Origin of the sequence: Paenibacillus etheri (genome assembly GCF_001012825.1) — a bacterium.
GTDB classification, from domain to species: Bacteria; Bacillota; Bacilli; order Paenibacillales; family Paenibacillaceae; genus Paenibacillus_AQ; species Paenibacillus_AQ etheri.
In genome coordinates this window covers 52,094-70,226 of sequence record NZ_LCZJ02000033.1, presented here as the reverse complement: position 1 = coordinate 70,226, position 18,133 = coordinate 52,094, and the positions used below count along the sequence as shown (strand labels likewise).

14 protein-coding genes are annotated in these 18,133 nt (G+C 45.7%); 10 read left to right on the top strand and 4 right to left on the bottom strand.

The genetic code is table 11. The features are described 5' to 3' along the window. Positions 1 to 131: 131 nt before the first annotated feature. The gene (locus tag UQ64_RS20055) at positions 132 to 1,940 is read left to right on the top strand and encodes a peptidoglycan D,D-transpeptidase FtsI family protein (protein ID WP_060625260.1); all 1,809 of its coding nucleotides are present in this window, start codon (positions 132 to 134) and stop codon (positions 1,938 to 1,940) included. Here the strand turns inward: UQ64_RS20055 and UQ64_RS20050 are convergent. Continuing rightward, positions 1,901 to 3,091, bottom strand: a complete 1,191-nt coding sequence (locus UQ64_RS20050) for an AI-2E family transporter (RefSeq protein ID WP_060625259.1) — start codon at positions 3,089 to 3,091, stop codon at positions 1,901 to 1,903. The two genes, UQ64_RS20055 and UQ64_RS20050, sit on opposite strands and share 40 nt — an antisense overlap. A gap of 208 nt (positions 3,092 to 3,299) precedes the next feature. Between UQ64_RS20050 and UQ64_RS20045 the strand changes: the two genes are divergently transcribed. Beyond that, complete coding sequence (locus tag UQ64_RS20045; protein ID WP_060625258.1) at positions 3,300 to 4,700, top strand: polysaccharide deacetylase family protein; 1,401 nt, start codon at positions 3,300 to 3,302, stop codon at positions 4,698 to 4,700. 172 nt (positions 4,701 to 4,872) lie between these two features. Here UQ64_RS20045 and ilvD read toward each other — a convergent pair whose 3' ends face one another. Beyond that, entirely contained in the window at positions 4,873 to 6,558 is a 1,686-nt protein-coding gene (ilvD, locus tag UQ64_RS20040; protein WP_042125516.1) for a dihydroxy-acid dehydratase, read from the bottom strand. A 317-nt stretch (positions 6,559 to 6,875) separates the two neighbouring features. Next, positions 6,876 to 7,916 (bottom strand): acyltransferase family protein, encoded by a 1,041-nt coding sequence (locus UQ64_RS20035; protein WP_060625257.1) that lies wholly within the window; start codon positions 7,914 to 7,916, stop codon positions 6,876 to 6,878. 186 nt (positions 7,917 to 8,102) lie between these two features. Between UQ64_RS20035 and UQ64_RS20030 the strand changes: the two genes are divergently transcribed. From UQ64_RS20030 to UQ64_RS20015, 4 genes are all read left to right on the top strand, one after another. Beyond that, positions 8,103 to 8,846 carry an alpha/beta hydrolase gene (locus UQ64_RS20030; RefSeq protein ID WP_060625256.1) on the top strand — a complete coding sequence of 248 codons (744 nt, stop codon included), beginning with the start codon at positions 8,103 to 8,105 and terminating at the stop codon, positions 8,844 to 8,846. Between the two features lie 33 nt (positions 8,847 to 8,879). Then, complete coding sequence (locus UQ64_RS20025) at positions 8,880 to 9,641, top strand: HAD family hydrolase (protein WP_060625255.1); 762 nt, start codon at positions 8,880 to 8,882, stop codon at positions 9,639 to 9,641. Between the two features lie 37 nt (positions 9,642 to 9,678). Then, positions 9,679 to 10,419 carry an NAD-dependent protein deacylase gene (locus tag UQ64_RS20020; protein ID WP_060625254.1) on the top strand — a complete coding sequence of 247 codons (741 nt, stop codon included), beginning with the start codon at positions 9,679 to 9,681 and terminating at the stop codon, positions 10,417 to 10,419. 230 nt (positions 10,420 to 10,649) lie between these two features. Further along, positions 10,650 to 11,657 (top strand): aminoglycoside phosphotransferase family protein, encoded by a 1,008-nt coding sequence (locus tag UQ64_RS20015; RefSeq protein WP_060625253.1) that lies wholly within the window; start codon positions 10,650 to 10,652, stop codon positions 11,655 to 11,657. A 76-nt stretch (positions 11,658 to 11,733) separates the two neighbouring features. Here the strand turns inward: UQ64_RS20015 and UQ64_RS20010 are convergent, their stop codons facing one another. Beyond that, complete coding sequence (locus UQ64_RS20010; RefSeq protein WP_245238112.1) at positions 11,734 to 12,630, bottom strand: AraC family transcriptional regulator; 897 nt, start codon at positions 12,628 to 12,630, stop codon at positions 11,734 to 11,736. Positions 12,631 to 12,818: 188 nt separating this feature from the next. On the opposite strand from UQ64_RS20010, the gene UQ64_RS20005 reads away from it, so the two are divergent. The 4 genes from UQ64_RS20005 (at position 12,819) to UQ64_RS19990 (ending at position 17,929) form a co-directional block, all read left to right on the top strand. Continuing rightward, positions 12,819 to 13,994 (top strand): galactokinase, encoded by a 1,176-nt coding sequence (locus UQ64_RS20005; RefSeq protein ID WP_060625251.1) that lies wholly within the window; start codon positions 12,819 to 12,821, stop codon positions 13,992 to 13,994. A gap of 4 nt (positions 13,995 to 13,998) precedes the next feature. Beyond that, positions 13,999 to 14,985: a UDP-glucose 4-epimerase GalE gene (gene galE, locus UQ64_RS20000; RefSeq protein ID WP_060625250.1), complete on the top strand. Its 987-nt coding sequence runs from the start codon at positions 13,999 to 14,001 to the stop codon at positions 14,983 to 14,985. A 49-nt stretch (positions 14,986 to 15,034) separates the two neighbouring features. Further along, a complete protein-coding gene (locus tag UQ64_RS19995; protein ID WP_060625249.1) occupies positions 15,035 to 16,615 on the top strand; it encodes a UDP-glucose--hexose-1-phosphate uridylyltransferase in 1,581 nt (526 codons plus the stop codon). A gap of 150 nt (positions 16,616 to 16,765) precedes the next feature. Further along, positions 16,766 to 17,929, top strand: coding sequence for an iron-containing alcohol dehydrogenase (locus UQ64_RS19990; protein WP_060625248.1), 1,164 nt, complete (start codon positions 16,766 to 16,768; stop codon positions 17,927 to 17,929). The last annotated feature ends 204 nt before the right edge of the window (positions 17,930 to 18,133 follow it).

Genomic DNA, 18,133 nt, shown 5'->3' with positions numbered 1-18,133 from the left:
CTTTGTTTTGAGCGGTGACCAGCCAGAATATAAATTTTTGCTTCTGATGTTGTGAAGGCAAATTTATGGCGATTCTAATGGATGTAGGTGGGACATAATAGGTATGGAGAGTCTGATCAGGAGGGAAGACATTGCGTAATAACAAACACCGGCGTGTATTCAGCGGTCTTCTTATTTTATCTGCGGCTGTAGCCGTGTTGATCCTTAGGCTGGCGTGGGTTCAACTAATTATGAAGGAACAGACGGTTTCTGGAACAAAATATACACTTGCGAAGATGGCGGAAATTCAAAGTGAGCGGGAGACTGTACTGGACAGCGGCCGGGGGCGGCTGTATGACCGCAAGAATGAGCCCCTTGCCGGGGAAACCATTTGGACGGCGGCATTTTTTCCACAAGAGGAGATGGCCAAGAAACCTGTGACGAAGGTTGTTTACGAAGAAGCTAAACCCATGCAACGACTGGCGGAGATTCTGGGTGTCAGCTATGAACAACTTTTGAATAAGCGTTCTTCGCTTAAAGAACCTTTGCTTTGGCCATCTTCAGTGGGAAAAGGACCTCTCGCGTTGTCCCAGACGCAGGCAGAAGAAGTAAGTGCGCTGGGGATCGACGGAGTAGGTGTGCTTCCTTTCGCACGCAGATATGATGGGAATTCTTCAGGTCGGCAATGGCTAGGCTATTTATCGGAAGCCACCACGAATGCTGGAGCTAAAGCTTCTCCTACGGGTCTTAGAATACCTATGACGGGAACGGATGGTTTAGAGAAGACATTAGAGCCTTTGCTTCAAGGTGTAGGCCACACCGAAGCTTATGTGCAAGTGGACGCACGCGGGAATCGCCTTCCAGATAGCCCCATCCAAGTAAAAGCCCCAGGCAATCCTTACTTCCCTCTGTCTTTATATACAACAATTGATAAGAAGCTTCAGGAGGGAATTGAGGAGCTAGCGCTCAAATCCGGAATGAAGGAAGGTGCGGTAGTGGTGTTAGACACCGGGACGGGAGATATTGAAGCCATGGTATCTTTACCCTTCTATAACCCGGAGAAGATATCACCTCAAGGTGGGGAGTGGAACAATCGGGCACTCCAGGCTGCCGTTCCTGGATCGATCTTCAAAATCGTTACAGCCGCCGCGGCGTTAGAGGCTGGTGTAACCTCTGCTGACGAGCCTTTTTATTGTTCAGGGCAATATGAGAAATATGGATTGTCTTGTCTGACAGGAAAAGGACACGGACCCCTTACGCTGGCGCAAGGATTTGCCGTGTCCTGTAATACTGTATTTGCTGCGCTGGCAGAGCGCTTGAGTGGTGTTCAGCTTCAATCAACTGCACTGGCGCTAGGACTCGGAAGAGATATCAGCTGGCAAGCCGAGAAGACGCTTGGGTTTCCACTTCTAAAACCACTATCCGGAGAGCAAAAGGGGACCATCTTTACTACCCTACTGCCGGATGACAAGGGAGCCAGAGTACAGACTGCAATTGGACAGCGAGATGTACAAGTCACACCCTTACAAGCAGCAAATCTTATTGTAACGCTACTACATGGAGGGGAAGTAAGGGCGCCGAGGATTCTGCAGCGAGTCACATTTGCGAACGGGCAGAAGCTGGAGGAGCTGCCGGGACATCTGTCCCCTTCCTCATCAGGAAGGATTTCTGAGTCTACAGCCCGCCAGTTACTGTCCATGATGCGCAAAGTTGTGACGGAAGGAACCGGAGCCCGTCTACAAAGCACACACTGGCCCGTTGCAGGTAAATCAGGGACGGCACAGACGCTGGTTAAAGGCGTAGCACGTAACAATCAATGGTTTATCGGCTACGGTCCAGTGGATCACCCAAGATATGCTGTATCAGTCGCTGTAGAGAATGTCGCTCCGGATAGTCCGCATCTTGCTATTAAGCTGTTCGGTCAGATATTTGATTTATTATCGTCTTCTACAGAAGCTTGAGGCTCCGGAGGAGTAGCAGTGGCCGTGCTCTTAGATGAAGGGCCATTTGCAGCAAAGGGTGAAACGATAAACTCCTCTTGAGGCAAATAGATCCAGCTCTGAAGATATCCTTGTTGAATTAGTTCTTTGATCAGAATAAGCAGAATCGGCGACAGGATCAGACCGGCCATACCGAAAGCGGATGTGGACAGAATGACGAAGGACAGCATTAGAAAAGCAGATGATACGCCAATCGAATTCCCGGTAATCTTCGGTTCAAGCAGCTGTCTTACAATCAATACAATCGCCAGGAGTACGATTAAACCGATTGCTAATGAGGTATTGCCAACAATGAACAGATAGATGATCCAAGGGACTAAAATCGTCGTTACACCAAGGAGCGGCAAGACGTCGAATACAGCACAGATAAGCGCCATAGTGATCTCGTTACCCGTCCTTAGAATGAATAAGCCAACCAGTACGATAACAAAGGTAATACTGATCAGAATAAGCTGAGCTTTTAAATAAGAGCCGATGGCTTTAAATACATTACCCTGCAAAAAGGCATAAGCAGTTTTAAATGTTTTTGGCATTTTGTCATGGGCAATCTTGCGCCAATCTTTAATTTCCATACTAAGGAAAAAGGCTAAAATAATGGCGATCCCGAAATTGGCCATGAAGGAGGAGAAGGATCCAAGCACACCGACCATATATTTTAGAATAATAATAAGCCATCCAGTAAGGACATTCGTGGCATCTTTAAAGTATCCATTCACTTTGTCGGTAATATCCGGCGGCAAGCTATCGATTTTTTGTTGAAGGTAGGTTGTGGATTCCACGAAATGTTGTTGTACCACATATGTATACTTAGGAAGATTAACTTGAAAATGAAGCGCTTGGATGGTGACCAATAGCCCAGCGCCAAATAACGTACCCAGAAGAACGATTAGGAACAGAAGCACTGAGATCGCCGAAGCGAAGGGTTTGGCAAGCCCCCGACGGTTCAAGAAACGGGCAAGCGGTTCAATAAGCAAAAAGACAAAAAAAGATAGAAATACAGGTGCAGCTAGCTGATACAATTTACTGAAGGCGAACATAACCAGATAGACTGTGAGGACAATTAATCCAATGTCGAAGAACGTGCGCCAATATTTTTTGTATAACGACAGCATAGATATAAACAACTCCCTTTTTAAATTTTTGATATGTCAGGCTGAATACATTGTACATGATTTTACTTGAAAATCGTCTATTTCTTTGATACATGTGTTAAAATAGGGGGTAACGTATTTTTTATCTAACTTCACTTGGCCGTATCACAGGTTCTGCTTGCAGACGTAAGGCGAGCCAAAGTCAACTCTGGAAAAGCGAGGAATTCATATGCAGACTTTGCTGCTCTGGTTATTTTATATCTCATCTTTTTATGCTTTTATCCCGGGTATGATTAGCCGCATTTTTGGTTACCGTGTCTTTCGTAAAGGAACTGGGCGGAATGAGTTCGCGTTGACCTTTGATGATGGACCTGACCCTCGATTTACACCGTTACTCCTGGATTTATTGAAGAAGTATGATGCAAAAGCAACCTTTTTTGTAGTAGGATCTAACGCTGAACGTTACCCGGAGCTTATTCAACGGATACATGAAGAGGGACATCTTATTGGAATTCATAATTATGTTCACAAGACGAACTGGCTTATGCGGCCCGCAACCGTTCGTCGGCAGATTCAGCGCACGAATGATATTATCTATAACATTATAGGTGAGCGTAGTACGTATTACCGTCCACCTTGGGGGATTGTCAATTTGTTCGATATTTCCAAACGTCGTCAAGTTGAAATTGTTCTTTGGTCGGTAATGTTTGGAGATTGGCGTGAGAAGCTTGGTGCGCAGCGGCTCACCGAGAAGATGCTGGCCCGATTGAATCCCGGTGAAGTGATGCTGCTGCATGATAGTGGCACAACGTTAGGTGCCGATCCGGACGCACCCGAGAATATGCTGCTAGCCCTTGAACTGACGCTGCAGGAGGCCCAAAGAAGAGGACTGCGCAGCATTCGAGTGGACGACATGATCAAGATGGCGGAGCAATCACCGATTCGGCGTTTATCCTTTGGTAAACGAGTACTGGTCGGACTCTGGTTGGCTTGGGAGCAAGTATTTCAAGCACTGTTCCAGCTCAAGACGATTAACCCAGTCGATCCATTCATGCATTATCGAATGCGTAAATATCACGGAGAGCCTGTTGAACTCGGTGATGGAACCCTGCTGAGTAAAGGCGATAAAATCATTGAGCTGCATATTGATAACAGGCAATTATTCGAATTAGGTATTCATTCGCGTTCTTCTGCTCAACTTGCGATTCGTATGATCCGCAGAATGGAGAAGGGGTTGCCAATGCTGGCAGAAGTTATTGCCAAAGATGTAAACCTCGCACAAGCCAAAGCACTTTATGGTGTTAGTATGATTAACCGTGGGCCGGAGAAATTCGGCTTTAGTGTACATGATTTGCCGGATGGTATATTCGCACGCTCCACCAAGTTTTACTTAAAGATCCTGTTAAGTGTGATTCATCCAGATGGTGGTGCTAGGCTCAAGGAGCGGAGTGAGGTCCTTGTACCGAAGCTAATCCTGATGCCTGTCTCAGAATTGCTCAAGAAGATGAATCAGCAATTGCCTCATGATGAAAGATCAGTAAGGAAACATAAACCGCAGCAAGAGGAAGCGTTGTCACTTAATGATTCACGCACAGAAGTGGAATTGCCAGGAGCAACAGTAACGAATTGATTCATGATATTATTTAGTCTTATATAATGAACCATAATGTTGATGCCTCACAATCCAGAAATGGATTGGGGCATCTTTCTTGTGTCCAATAAAAAAAGAGCAGTCCGACCATAGATTTTCTAAGGTGGACTGCTCTTGTATGCCAGGAACAACTAAAACTTAGGTTCGCTAATTAAATCTTCAGTACTGCACCGTTACTTGCGTTGGTAACCATTTTGGAATAGCGAGCCAGGTAACCAGTCTTAACTTTAGGCTCAAACTCTTTCCAGCCCGTACGGCGAACCGCCAATACTTCTTCGTCAACCAGTAGTTCAATCTTACGATTGTTGAGGTCAAGTTCAATGATGTCTCCATCTTCAACAAAAGCGATCGGGCCGCCTTCAGCAGCCTCCGGAGAAATGTGACCGATGCTGATTCCGCGGGAAGCCCCCGAGAAACGTCCGTCTGTAATCAGACCAACCTTAGCACCCAGACCCATTCCCACAATTTGAGAAGTAGGAGCTAGCATTTCCGGCATTCCCGGTCCACCCTTTGGACCTTCATAACGGATAACGACTACATGGCCTTCTTTAACCTTACCGTTAGCGATACCTTCGAGTGCGGATTCTTGGGAATCAAAACAGATTGCAGGACCTTTGTGATATCCGCCAACAGAAGCGTCTACTGCACCTACTTTAATGATGGAACCTTCAGGAGCCAGGTTGCCGTAAAGTACGGCGAGACCGCCTCTTTCGGAGTAAGGGTTATCGATCTTATGAATAACAGAAGTATCTTGGATTTCATGTCCGATTACGTTCTCGGCTAATGTTTTGCCGGTAACCGTCATGCAGTCTCCGTACAGAGCACCTGGTTTCTTGAGCAGTTCATTCAAGACGGCACTAACGCCGCCTGCGCGGTCCACATCCTCAATGAAAATATCGGATGCTGGAGCCAGCTTCGCCAAATAAGGAACACGGTTAGCCACTTCGTTAATGCGTTCAAGCGGATAATCGATACCAGCTTCTTGAGCCAGTGCAAGGGTGTGTAGCACCGTATTGGTGGAGCCGCCCATTGCCATATCCAGTGCAAAAGCGTTATCGAGTGATTCTTTAGTTACGATATCTCTTGGTTTAAGGTCTAACTTAATCAATTCCATAAGTTGAGTAGCGGATCTGCGTACAAATTCTCTACGCTCATCAGCTACAGCTAGGATGGTACCATTACCTGGCAATGCCAGTCCAAGTGCCTCTGCCAAACAGTTCATGGAGTTGGCAGTGAACATTCCTGAACAAGATCCACAAGTAGGACAACCGAATTGTTCTAATTCAAGCAACTCAGCATCGTTGATTTTTCCGACTTGGTGAGCACCTACGCCCTCGAATACGGAGGTAAGGGAGAGCTTTTTACCTTTACTATCTACGCCCGCTTTCATTGGACCGCCACTTACGAACATGGTTGGGATGTTGACACGCAGTGCGCCCATCATCATTCCCGGTGTGATTTTATCGCAGTTAGGGATGCAGACCATGCCATCGAACCAATGCGCGGAAACGACAGTTTCCAAAGCGTCAGCGATGATCTCACGGCTTGGTAGAGAATAACGCATGCCGATATGTCCCATTGCGATACCGTCATCTACGCCGATCGTATTGAACTCAAAAGGAACGCCGCCAGCTTCACGAATCGCTTCCTTAACGATCTTACCGAACTCTTGAAGATGCACATGACCTGGAACAATATCAATATAGGAATTGCAGACCGCAATAAACGGCTTTCCGAAATCTTCTTCTTTTACTCCGGCTGCACGCAGGAGACTACGGTGTGGAGCACGGTCAAAGCCCTTTTTAATCATGTCTGAACGCATTTTCTTAGCTGCCATATTGACATTTCCCCCCTAAATAAATTGCAATGAAATATAGTGTCGCATTAACGCAATGAACTCCAAAGACCTGCGTATATACGGTTTATAGAATGAACGGGGACGAGCTTCCTAGAGAAGAAGGGCGAAGCCGATTCTATAAAAAATGCCGCTGTTTTGGTATAAACGGTTCCCGCCTATAAAGAACGGAGAAGTCATTGTTATTAGTGAGTCTATCACAAAGAGCACGTTTTTTCTACCGGACAATGTGAAGTTTCTCTTGAGGAGACCGAGCTTAAATAGTATAAAAAAAACCTATCCGCTAGGGGATAGGCTACTTATAATGAGCGCCGTAAGGCAACACGCTGTAGGGTGATCATCCAGCCAACGGGGGGCTCAACAATAGGGTGCATCAGTCGTTTTACATTTGGTTGGGCTAAGAGAATGGTCAGTAAGACTGCCGAGAGCACCAATAAGACGGCACCTAAGGAATGATTAATATAGGAGTAAAGGCCAGAAACGGCGGCAAAACGAACGATAAATCCGTGAAGTAGAAAGACATACAATGTACGTGATCCCCAGTCAGTCAGCCGGCTGAGCGAGTAAGGAATACACCCCATAAACGCTAGTGCAGCAGTGATTTGCAGCCCATAAACGGCCAGACGATAAATTCCTGCGTACCATTCTTGAAGCCCAAGCTGCATGTAGGTCATACTTCCGTAAAGCCAGCCTATCGGCAATTCTGATCCCCAAGAAGCAAATAGAAGTAATAGAAGGATGGAGACTGCGGCAGCGGTGATTTTAATCCATTTTTGAAAAAAACGGGAAAAGGACTGGAACGAAAAATGATAACCTAATACGAAAAATGGCAGGTATACAAAAGTGCGACTAATGCTGAACCATACGCCATCAAGCTGTAGGTATCCAACGGCAATTCCAGCGGCGACAGCAAAAATGAATTGAGTGGCAGGCGCCCATTTACGCATCCCGATCATAAGTATACGCCAGAAGGCATGACTTGCCAGGAACCATAAGAGCAAATAGGGGGCGAAAAAGGAATGATGAATACCCTGTACCTGATATATGGTGGCGTCTAGCACAGAGTAGAGGCTTTGAAAAATAATGTACTGCAATCCGATTTGCATGATAATGCGACGGCCTTGTGTACCCGTAAGGTGTTTATTGGCAAAAAAGCCCGTAACGAGCACGAAGAGCGGCATATGAAAGCTGAAGATCCACATATATAAGCTATGCAAGCTGCTCATTGATCCTATCAGTGGTTCTATGGCGTTTCCAACGATTACAGTGACAATGAGAACAAAACGTAAATTTAGAAAAAAGGTCTTTCCAGGCGTGTCTAGCGAGTTTTCCCCTACCATGACTTCCCCCCAAAGATGCTTGATGCTTTAATTTTAAAATACAAGATTTTCTTCAATTGAATTGTGAATTAACTCACTATTGAAAGCGTTATCATAAGTGCCGAATGTGGCGATGTGTTGAAGGTTGTTAGAATAGTGGGTTTCTACTATAATTTTCTTATATGCAGTAACATCCAGGAGTGGAGCATGTTGAAGAAAAGAATAACTAAGGGTCGTATTGGTTTAATTGTATTAATCATTCTTGTTGTAGCCGGATTGCTGTTGTTGAAATATTTAACTCCGTATGCACCGGCTGAAGAAGCCGAAACTGCACTGATTTCAAGTGGAGGAGTTACAGTCGAACAGAATGAAAACTGGATTTCGTTCGAACCTCCCATTACTAAGGGGGCCTCAATCATATTTTACCCTGGAGCTCTGGTGAAACCAGAAGCTTACTCCCCGCTTGCAAAGGGTATTGCTGCTGCAGGGCATCCTTTCTACATCGCTAAAATGCCGCTTAATTTAGCAGTAACAAAGGGCGATGCCGCAGAAGAGATTATTCGTGTGCATCCAAAGCAATCTTTTGTTCTAGGTGGACATTCGCTTGGGGGTGTCATGGCGTCACGTTATGCGATCCAGCATGCGGACCAGCTGGAAGGTGTGTTTTTCCTGGCTTCATATCCAGATGAAAAAGGTAGTCTAAGAGAGACTACTTTGTCAGTATTGTCGGTAGTGGGTACTGAAGATCAGGTTATTGACAGAGACAGCTACAACAAAGGACGTTCCTATTTGCCAGATAATACGGTTTATAGTTCAATCGTCGGTGGAAATCACGCTCAGTTTGGAAGTTATGGCCCGCAAAAAGGAGATGGGAAAGCAACCATTTCCGAAGGAGAGCAGCAAAATGAAACAGTGCGTGCCATGCTGGATTGGCTAGGGAATCTCAGGTAGTCTTCGGTCATTCCAACAAAGGGAGGGATATTTATGCCAGTATTACAGATTAACGATGACTTCATTCCCTGTTCAGGAATATTATTCGACAAAGATGGTACGTTATTGGATCTATTAGCCACTTGGGGGAATTGGGCCGAGCTTGTACTGCATGGAATGGAAAATCAGCTTGCGATTATGGGAACCGATTTTATCGTGGATCGGAGTAAAGTGCTAGGTACACAGCATGATGCTGCAGGTAAGTTGATTGGTTATGATCCAGCAGGGCCGCTCACCATGGCTACAGAAGAAGAAAGTTATGGTGTGCTTGCATGGCAGCTGTATGCTGCGGGTGTTCCTTGGAATGAAGCGTTGACCCGCGTTAAGAGTATAGCTAAGGACGCGATGTATGAATTACGCAAACGCCGCACGGCACTGCCTCTAGAAGGGCTTCTTCCTTTTCTGGAACAGTGCACGGCTGCATCACTCAAGCTAGGCGTGGTTACCTCAGACGGTGCAAAGACTACTCAGGAGCATCTGGATTGGCTTGGTATTGCTCATTATTTCCATTCGGTAGTTACAAGAGACAGAGTATTCAACGGAAAACCCGCACCTGAAATGGCTGAATTAGCCTGCCGGGAGCTGGGGCTTTCTCCTGAAGTGACGATTATTATTGGTGACAGTAATGCAGATATGCAGTTGGGTAAGGGTGCAGGCTTACGCCTCGCCGTTGGAATCTCCAACATGGGTGATGGAAAGCACTTGATTGACGCAGATGTGATTATTTCTAGCTTTAATGAGCTACGGATCACCTAATGATCGGCATATTAATGGAAAGGATGTGCTACAACACATGGATCAATTGCAGACACTTGCTTCTTGGATTAAAGACTGTGACAATATCGTTTTTTTCGGAGGGGCAGGTACATCAACAGAGAGTGGGATCCCGGATTTCCGCTCGGCAGCAGGATTATACCAGACTCAGCACAATTCACCTTATCCACCTGAAGTGATGCTGAGCCGAACTTTTTTTATGTCCTCACCGGACATTTTTTTTGATTTTTACCGCAGTAAAATGATTCATCCCGATGCTCGTCCGAATGGCGCGCATCTGCTGCTTGCAGAATTGGAAAGGCAGGGCAAGCTTAAAGCTGTTATTACGCAAAATATTGATGGTCTACACCAGCTGGCGGGCAGCCAAAAGGTACTTGAACTGCATGGTTCCATTCATCGTAACTATTGCATGGACTGTTCACGTTATTACGGGCTGGAGCATCTCCTAGGTACCACTGAGATTGTCCCTCGCTGCCCTGACTGTGGTGGCATTATTAAGCCGGATGTTGTGCTATATGAAGAAGAATTGGACCACTCGGTGCTGGTGAATTCTGTCGAAGTGATAGCAGCTGCAGATATGCTTATGATTGGTGGAACCTCTCTTACGGTCCAACCTGCGGCTAGTCTGGTCACTTATTTCCGGGGCAAACGTACGGTGCTGCTGAATGGCGACCCGACACCTTTTGATGATCAAGCAGATCTTCTGATTACAGATCGGATTGGGAAAGTACTCGGCAGTGTAAAGGATCTGCTTGATTAGAAGGGATATTCTCAGGGCTTATCACTTGCCAGATTATTAATGCGCTCAGTAGTTTAAAGATAAGGTAGTACAGAAGAAGCGCGTAATGAGAGGCAGGGATAAGCAATGGTATATGTAGCAAATGAAGCACGATATGAAGAGGGTTCGGCAGAAGAGCTCTTTGGTAAGGTGCTTCTGCAAACAGAGAATGGTACTTGATGAAGACGTAGGTGAAGGGATGAGATGCATCAGTGGATTTGCATCATGATGAAAACAGGGTGAAAGAGTGGACTGAAGCCAACTCGCAATCTTTAGAATTAAATAGCTCGAAGATTGAGGCTAAGTATATTTGGAACCCTGGAGGGTTTGTAAACCAGTCTTATCGCATAACGGACGGTCAAACCATTCGCCATTTAAAACTCTCGCAAGAACAAAAAGCAACAGGACTTAAACAGTGGGTAAAGATCAGCGGGCATTTGACTAATAATTACAAGGCTCCACGGTTGATTAGGGAGATTGCACAAGAAATAACGCCTGGTTATTCTTATGGTTTAGTATTTGATTTTATCGAAGGTAAACCATTAAGCTCCATCTCCGATCCACTGCCAGTGATTGAGAAGGTTCTGAAGTCCCTTCATCAATTACATGCGGATACAGAGATTAGGATGGCAGTTGCAAGTGAGGCTAAGGACTACAACTATGCCGCCGCATTTACTGACGAATATATCACCCGATTTGAAGAAGATTTACAAATCATTAGAGCGGAAAAGCATTTGCTGGACTTCGTAACGGAGGACACTTTAGATTGGTTCGATACGGAAGTGGAAGCATTGCGAATAATGGTTAATCAGCACCCTTCTTTTCAGAGAAAGGCGACCGACATTGTCCACAATGATATAAATTGGCAGAATGTCTTAGTCGATGATAGTAATGATTTCTGGATTATTGATTGGGATGACTTAACGGTATTTGGAGACGCTGCAATGGATTACTCCGTACTTCTATGGCCGATCTATAAATCAAAGGATTGGGGTTATTGTAGAGACCTGGTTATTGATTTGGCAGGCCATGCAATATTGGAACGGATGGAGTTTTATTTTAGAGCGAAGCTCCTTGATGATGTGATTGATGTTCTGGCTGACTATGTTGATGCCGAGCATGTGCCAGAACTGAAAGAAATGGCTCAGAAAAGGGCGAAAGAGATACATCTTCGTGCTTACCCCGAATATCTGAGTCTATATGCAGATAACCTAAGCTAACTGAAAGGTTAGCTTAACAAAGGGATTCACATATTGGACTTGTCTAATATGTGAATCCCTTTTGCACTGCCTTCTCTTACTGATCTGTTTTCTTTACATGTCTAGTCGTTGTGAGGCGGTAAGCGGTAGGTGACTGAGCACAAAAGCGTTTAAATTGGCGCGAGAAGTATAGGGCGTCAGTGAGTCCAACGGAAGCAGCAACCTGTTCGACAGACAGTTCTGGTCGCTCACGGAGCAGCTGTCTAGACTTCTCAATACGCAGCTTCAGCAAGTATGTTACCGGAGACAAACCGGTTTCTTGCTTAAATACTCGGGATAGATAGGCTCGGTTATAGCCAAGGGTATCACACATTTGTTCAATAGATACTGGATGAGCGTATTGGGAGGCCATGTAGTGGATCATTTGCTTCACCGTACGCTTAACCTGCGATTCAGCTCCGGGAAGACGAGAGAAAGAAGAGAGCAAATCTGCAGCTTCGCCTACAATGAGATAAAGAAAGCCTAGAGAAGTTAGGTGGGCACTTTCTTTGTTTGCTTTGAAGGCTTGCATGATACTGGAAAGAGCACCTGGGATGACGCTATCACCCGTTGTAGTCACCACAGGTTTTTGAGGTGTAAAGCCTGTCTGCAGCACAAGGTCATCAGCCTCACTCCCAGTAAAAGCTGCCCAGCGATAGCACCAGGGCTGATCCTTATCCGAAATATAACTGACCAGCTGTCCTGGATGAATAAGGAAGAAGTCACCTTTTTCCAGTGCGTATTGATGATGTTCAGTACGGAAAATACCTGAGCCAGACTCTATAAAGTGAAATAAATAATAATCGTAAATCTTAGGGCCAGCTTGATGCATAGGAACCGTCTGACTCTGACCAGCAAACAGTACATGGAGATTTTGTTTATCGTAATACACGGGATTAGATCCTACGGAATAAGTATGCTCCATTTGAGACAGCCTTTCTTGTGTTATTGTCATTTTATGGCTTATAGTTTAGGGTGTATCAATTAAGTATGTAATTATTATATTATGTGAAGTCACATTTATCCATACATTACACACATGATTGCATTATCAGAGGATGACTGATTCTATTATAATGAATACATAAAGAACGCTTTACTAATTTCCACTGGCTGAAGCAGCGAAAGGATGGAGTGGCATTAATGAGCACACAGGAACTTAAAAAGAAATTCATCGAAAAGTACGGGGTAAGCGAGCAAGAGGCCCAAGTATTTTATGCTCCAGGCCGTGTCAATCTCATTGGAGAGCACTTGGATTATAACGGTGGATACGTGCTGCCCGCAGCTTTGGAATTCGGTACAACTTTGATTGTGCGTCCACGCAGTGACAGCAAAGTGAATTTTGCATCTACTAATTTTCCTTATGAAGCATCTATTGATTATAGTGAAATTGGCAAGGCCAAAACTGGGGAATGGATCGACTATCCGGTTGGAGTAATGGTTGAATTGGAGAAGAAAAACACTCCGGTATCCAAAGGTTACGATCTACTGTTCCATGGTGATATTCCGAATGGCGCAGGCTTGTCCTCATCGGCTTCTCTTGAAGTCGTGACTGCTTATGCGTTCCTAACTCTCGAAGGCGGCGACACGGATACCGTTGAGATTGCACTATTGTCTCAGCGTGCTGAGAACCAGTACGTAGGTGTGAACTCCGGAATTATGGATCAGTTCGCAGTTGCTAATGGCAAACGAGATCATGCAATCCTCTTAATGTGCGATACGCTTGAATATAATCTGGTACCTTTCATCACGGGTGCTTACAAACTGGTCATCGGCAACACGAACAAACGCAGAGGACTTGTAGATTCCAAGTACAATGAGCGTCGTCAGCAGTGTGATGAGGCCTTGTCTATTTTGCAAAAAGAAGTTCCTTCGCTAGCTTATCTGGCACAGCTCAATCGTGAACAATTTGAAGCACATCAAGATAAAATCACAGATGAAATTGTTAGACGCCGCGCTCGCCATGTTGTGGAAGAGAATCAACGTGTACTAGAATCCGTTGAGGTCTTAAAGAACAATGATCTGAAGCAGTTTGGACAGTTCATGAATGACTCACATACTTCCTTGCGTGATTTGTATGAAGTTAGCTGTGAAGAGCTAGATATTATGGTTGAAGAAGCACAGCGTATTCCCGGTACACTCGGTTCCCGTATGACTGGCGCAGGTTTCGGTGGCTGTACGGTATCCTTGGTACATGAAGATGATGTAGAACGTTTCATTCGTGAAGTAGGCGAGGCATATACCACAAGATCTGGTTTGGTTGGTGAGTTCTACGTTTGCGGCATCGGTAATGGTGTTCAAGAATTGAAGGGAGTGTAATCAGATGGCAATTTTAGTAACAGGTGGAGCAGGGTATATTGGATCTCATACTGTAGCAGAGCTGTTGGATCGCGGCGAAGAAGTGGTGGTCATCGACAACCTGCTAACAGGACATCGTGAGGCGCTACTGGGTGGCAAGCTGTACGAAGGAGATCTGCGCGATAAGGAGTTACTTGGTAAGCTGTTTGCTGAGAATGAGATTGAGGCAGTCATTCATTTCGCGGCGAGTTCTTTGGTTGGTGAGAGCATGAAGGACCCAGTAAAGTATTATGACAACAACGTATACGGTACACAATGCCTTTTGGAAGCTATGCAAAAAGCCGGCGTGAACAAAATCGTATTCTCGTCCACAGCTGCGACCTACGGTGAACCGGAAAAGGTGCCGATTGAAGAAACAGACCGTACCGAGCCAGCAAACGTATACGGCGAAACTAAGCTGACCATGGAACGCATGATGGCTTGGTTTGATAAAGTACTGGGCATCAAATATGTAGCGCTTCGTTACTTTAATGCTGCAGGTGCACATGCGAGTGGCAAAATCGGTGAAGATCATCGTCCGGAAAGTCACTTGGTTCCGCTGGTATTGCAAACCGCTTTGAAGCAACGGGAGAGCATCGCCGTGTTCGGAGATGACTACCCTACAGAAGACGGTACTTGCGTGCGCGACTACATTCATGTTAGCGATCTGGCTGATGCCCATGTTCGTGCAGTAACTTATCTGCGCAGCGGAAGCAGCAGTAATATTTTCAACTTGGGAAATGGACTTGGCTTCTCGGTGAAACAGGTGATTGAAACAGCGAAGAAGGTTACAGGACTAGAAATCCCTGTAGTTATTCAAGAACGTCGTGCTGGAGATCCAGCAGTTCTGGTAGCTTCCTCCGACAAAGCGCGCTCTATCCTTGGTTGGAACCCTCAGCACGCTGATTTGGAAAATATCATTCAAAGCGCCTGGAACTGGCATTCTGCCAATCCGCAAGGATACGGAGAATAAGGGCTTTAACTCGACATGAGCTTGAGATCCTACTTAAGGAGAATTAAAAATGCACAACGAGAATAAGGTTACGCCTGCTGGCCAGAAAGCACTACATGCGATTGAGCAGCTTGTTCTGTTCGCACTGCGCGAGCAGCTCATTGCACCATCAGATGAAGATTATAGCCGTAATGTGCTGCTAGATCAGTTCGGATTTAGTGAGCCGTTCGTTGGCGAGGTCGATCAAAGTCCACTTACAGGTCCACAGGTTCCACTGGATGCGCTGATTGATTATGGTTTTGAAATCGGATTGATTCCAGAGAATAGCGACACTTACCGTGACTTGCTGGATGCCAAGATTATGGGGCTCCTAATGGCCCGTCCATCAGACGTAAATGCGGAGTTCAATCGTTTAGCTGCTGAAAAAGGCATCTCCGCGGCTACAGATCGCTTTTATAAATTAAGCATAGATTCCAACTATATCCGGATGGACCGGATTTCCAAGAATGTCTACTGGCTGCAAGATTCGCCTTACGGTGACATCGAGATGACAATCAATTTGTCCAAGCCTGAGAAAAGTCCGAAGGAAATTGCTATGGCCCGGTTGCTCCCGCCGCCGGTCTATCCAAAATGTCTGCTGTGCCGTGAGAATGTTGGGTATGCTGGACGGGTTAATCATCCGCCGCGCCAGAACCTGCGTGTCATTCCACTTCAGCTGAATAATGAGAAATGGCTCTTTCAATACTCGCCATATGTTTACTACAACGAGCACTGTATTGTATTCCATCATGATCATGTGCCGATGAAGCTTACCAAGGATACCTTGAAGCGGCTGCTTAGCTTCGTGGAATCTTTCCCGCACTATTTTATTGGCTCAAATGCAGACTTGCCGATTGTTGGCGGATCGATTCTGACACATGACCATTTTCAGGGTGGACGTCACACATTCCCTATTCAGAAAGCACCTAAGGAAGATACCTTCGCGCATGCATCTTATCCGGGTGTAAGCATTAATATCGTAAAATGGCCTATGTCCGTATTACGTTTGAATGGTGAAGATCCTGCGGTATTGCTGGAGTGTGGAAATGCACTTTATGAAGCTTGGAAGGCTTATAGTGATCCTGAGGCAGAAGTGTTAGCGTTCAGCGAAGTTGACGGTGAAGCGCAGCCTCATAATACGGTTACTCCAATCGTTCGCCGGGCGGAAGATGGCAGCTTTGAGATGGATCTTGTGCTGCGTAATAACCGGACTAACGAGCAATATCCTGAAGGGATTTTCCATCCCCATCGGGAGATGCACCATATCAAGAAAGAAAATATTGGCTTGATTGAGGTTATGGGACTCGCAATTCTGCCAGGTCGTCTGAAGGAAGAGCTCGATTCTATTGCGAGCATCCTTGCAGGAGATCAAGCGCTATTAGAAGCGGTGAAGAACGATCCTAGTCAACCACTTGCGCAGCATGCTGCTTGGGTTCAGGAGCTTGTAGAGCGTTTCGGCACGGCATTACAGCATGAAGAAGCCGTCAAGATTGTGCAGAACGAAGTCGGCATCAAGTTTACACATATTCTTGAACACGCGGGTGTCTATAAACGGACTCCGGAAGGGCAAAGCGCTTTCCGTCGTTTCGTGAAGAGCTTCGGCGTGATGTAAGTTTGGAAAGGGGATGTCCTCAAGCCTATGGGCTTAAGAACATCCCCTTTTTTATGTGGCCTGAAGCTACTCCATTTGAATGCAGCTATTTAGAGGTTTATAATACGAGTGAGAAAAACATTATGAAGTAACTAATGGAGGTTTACACATATGCGTAAATTTGAATTTTATAATCCTACCAAGTTGATTTTTGGACAGGGTACGCTGGAAGCTTTGAAGACTGAGGTTCCTAAGTACGGCAAGAATGTATTGTTGATGTACGGTGGCGGAAGTATCAAACGTAGCGGTCTGTACGATAAGGTAATGGCTGAGCTGAGCGCAATAGATGCTGTGGTAACTGAACTCTCAGGCGTAGAGCCGAATCCACGCCTTTCCACCGTACATAAAGGTGTAGATCTGTGTCACGAGCATAATATCGACCTCATCCTCGCTGTAGGCGGCGGTAGCGTGTTGGACTGCGCTAAAGCAGTCGCTGTTGGAGCGAAATATGAAGGTGACATGTGGGACTTTGTAGAACGTAAGGCAGCCGCTCAAGACGCTCTCCCACTTGGTACAGTGCTGACGATGGCAGCTACTGGATCAGAAATGAATAGCGGCTCTGTAATCACAAACGAAGTGACTAAGGAAAAAATGGGCTGGGGCAGCGTTCATGCATTTCCAGCATTCTCGATTCTTGACCCGGAGAACACCTTTACTCTGCCACGTGATCAGACGGTCTACGGCATGGTGGATATCATGTCTCATGTTTTGGAGCATTATTTCCATACCGATGGCAACACACCGGTACAAGACGGCTTCTGTGAGACTTTGCTGCGTACTGTGATCGAAAACGCACCGAAGCTTGTTGAAGATTTGAATAACTACGAGCTGCGTGAGACGATCATGTACTGCGGTACAATGGCACTTAACGGTATGGTTAGCATGGGGTTTGCTGGAGATTGGGCGACTCATAACATCGAGCACGCAGTTTCGGCCGTGTATGATATTCCACATGGTGGAGGACTGGCAATTCTATTCCCGCAATGGATGAAATATAATCTTGATACTGATCCTGCCCGTTTCCGCAAGCTTGCTGTAAATGTGTTTGGTATTGATCCTGCGGGCAAGACCGATAAGGAAATCGGGATGGAAGGAATTGAAGCTCTGCGTAGCTTCTGGGATTCCATAGGTGCGCCTAAGACACTCGCTGATTATGATATTGATGACAGCGAGATCGGTAATATGGCTGATAAGGCGGTTCGTTTCGGACCGTTTGGTAATTTCCGCAAGCTTGACCGTGAAGATGTAGTTGAAATTTACAAAATGGCTCTGTAAATAGATTCTTCAAAGAAGCGATTCTCCAGCTATGGATGAATCGCTTCTTTGCGTGTATGGGTCTAATGTGATTAGCTCCTCATGCTATACATTGCTTTTTTGACAATCCTTTTTCGTTGTCAAAAAAAAAGGGACTCGTGAACATGTTCCGTCTCTAAATGGAACGGATTTGGCTAAATATCCAAAGTTTGTGAAACCAATGAC

Coding starts and splice junctions, on each gene's coding strand:
- UQ64_RS20050 (WP_060625259.1), bottom strand. CDS start 3,091: ATGCTGTCGTTATACAAAAAATATTGGCGCACGTTCTTCGACATTGGA.
- UQ64_RS20045 (WP_060625258.1), top strand. CDS start 3,300: ATGCAGACTTTGCTGCTCTGGTTATTTTATATCTCATCTTTTTATGCT.
- ilvD (WP_042125516.1), bottom strand. CDS start 6,558: ATGGCAGCTAAGAAAATGCGTTCAGACATGATTAAAAAGGGCTTTGAC.
- UQ64_RS20035 (WP_060625257.1), bottom strand. CDS start 7,916: ATGGTAGGGGAAAACTCGCTAGACACGCCTGGAAAGACCTTTTTTCTA.
- UQ64_RS20030 (WP_060625256.1), top strand. CDS start 8,103: ATGTTGAAGAAAAGAATAACTAAGGGTCGTATTGGTTTAATTGTATTA.
- UQ64_RS20025 (WP_060625255.1), top strand. CDS start 8,880: ATGCCAGTATTACAGATTAACGATGACTTCATTCCCTGTTCAGGAATA.
- UQ64_RS20020 (WP_060625254.1), top strand. CDS start 9,679: ATGGATCAATTGCAGACACTTGCTTCTTGGATTAAAGACTGTGACAAT.
- UQ64_RS20010 (WP_245238112.1), bottom strand. CDS start 12,630: ATGACAATAACACAAGAAAGGCTGTCTCAAATGGAGCATACTTATTCC.
- UQ64_RS20005 (WP_060625251.1), top strand. CDS start 12,819: ATGAGCACACAGGAACTTAAAAAGAAATTCATCGAAAAGTACGGGGTA.
- galE (WP_060625250.1), top strand. CDS start 13,999: ATGGCAATTTTAGTAACAGGTGGAGCAGGGTATATTGGATCTCATACT.
- UQ64_RS19995 (WP_060625249.1), top strand. CDS start 15,035: ATGCACAACGAGAATAAGGTTACGCCTGCTGGCCAGAAAGCACTACAT.
- UQ64_RS19990 (WP_060625248.1), top strand. CDS start 16,766: ATGCGTAAATTTGAATTTTATAATCCTACCAAGTTGATTTTTGGACAG.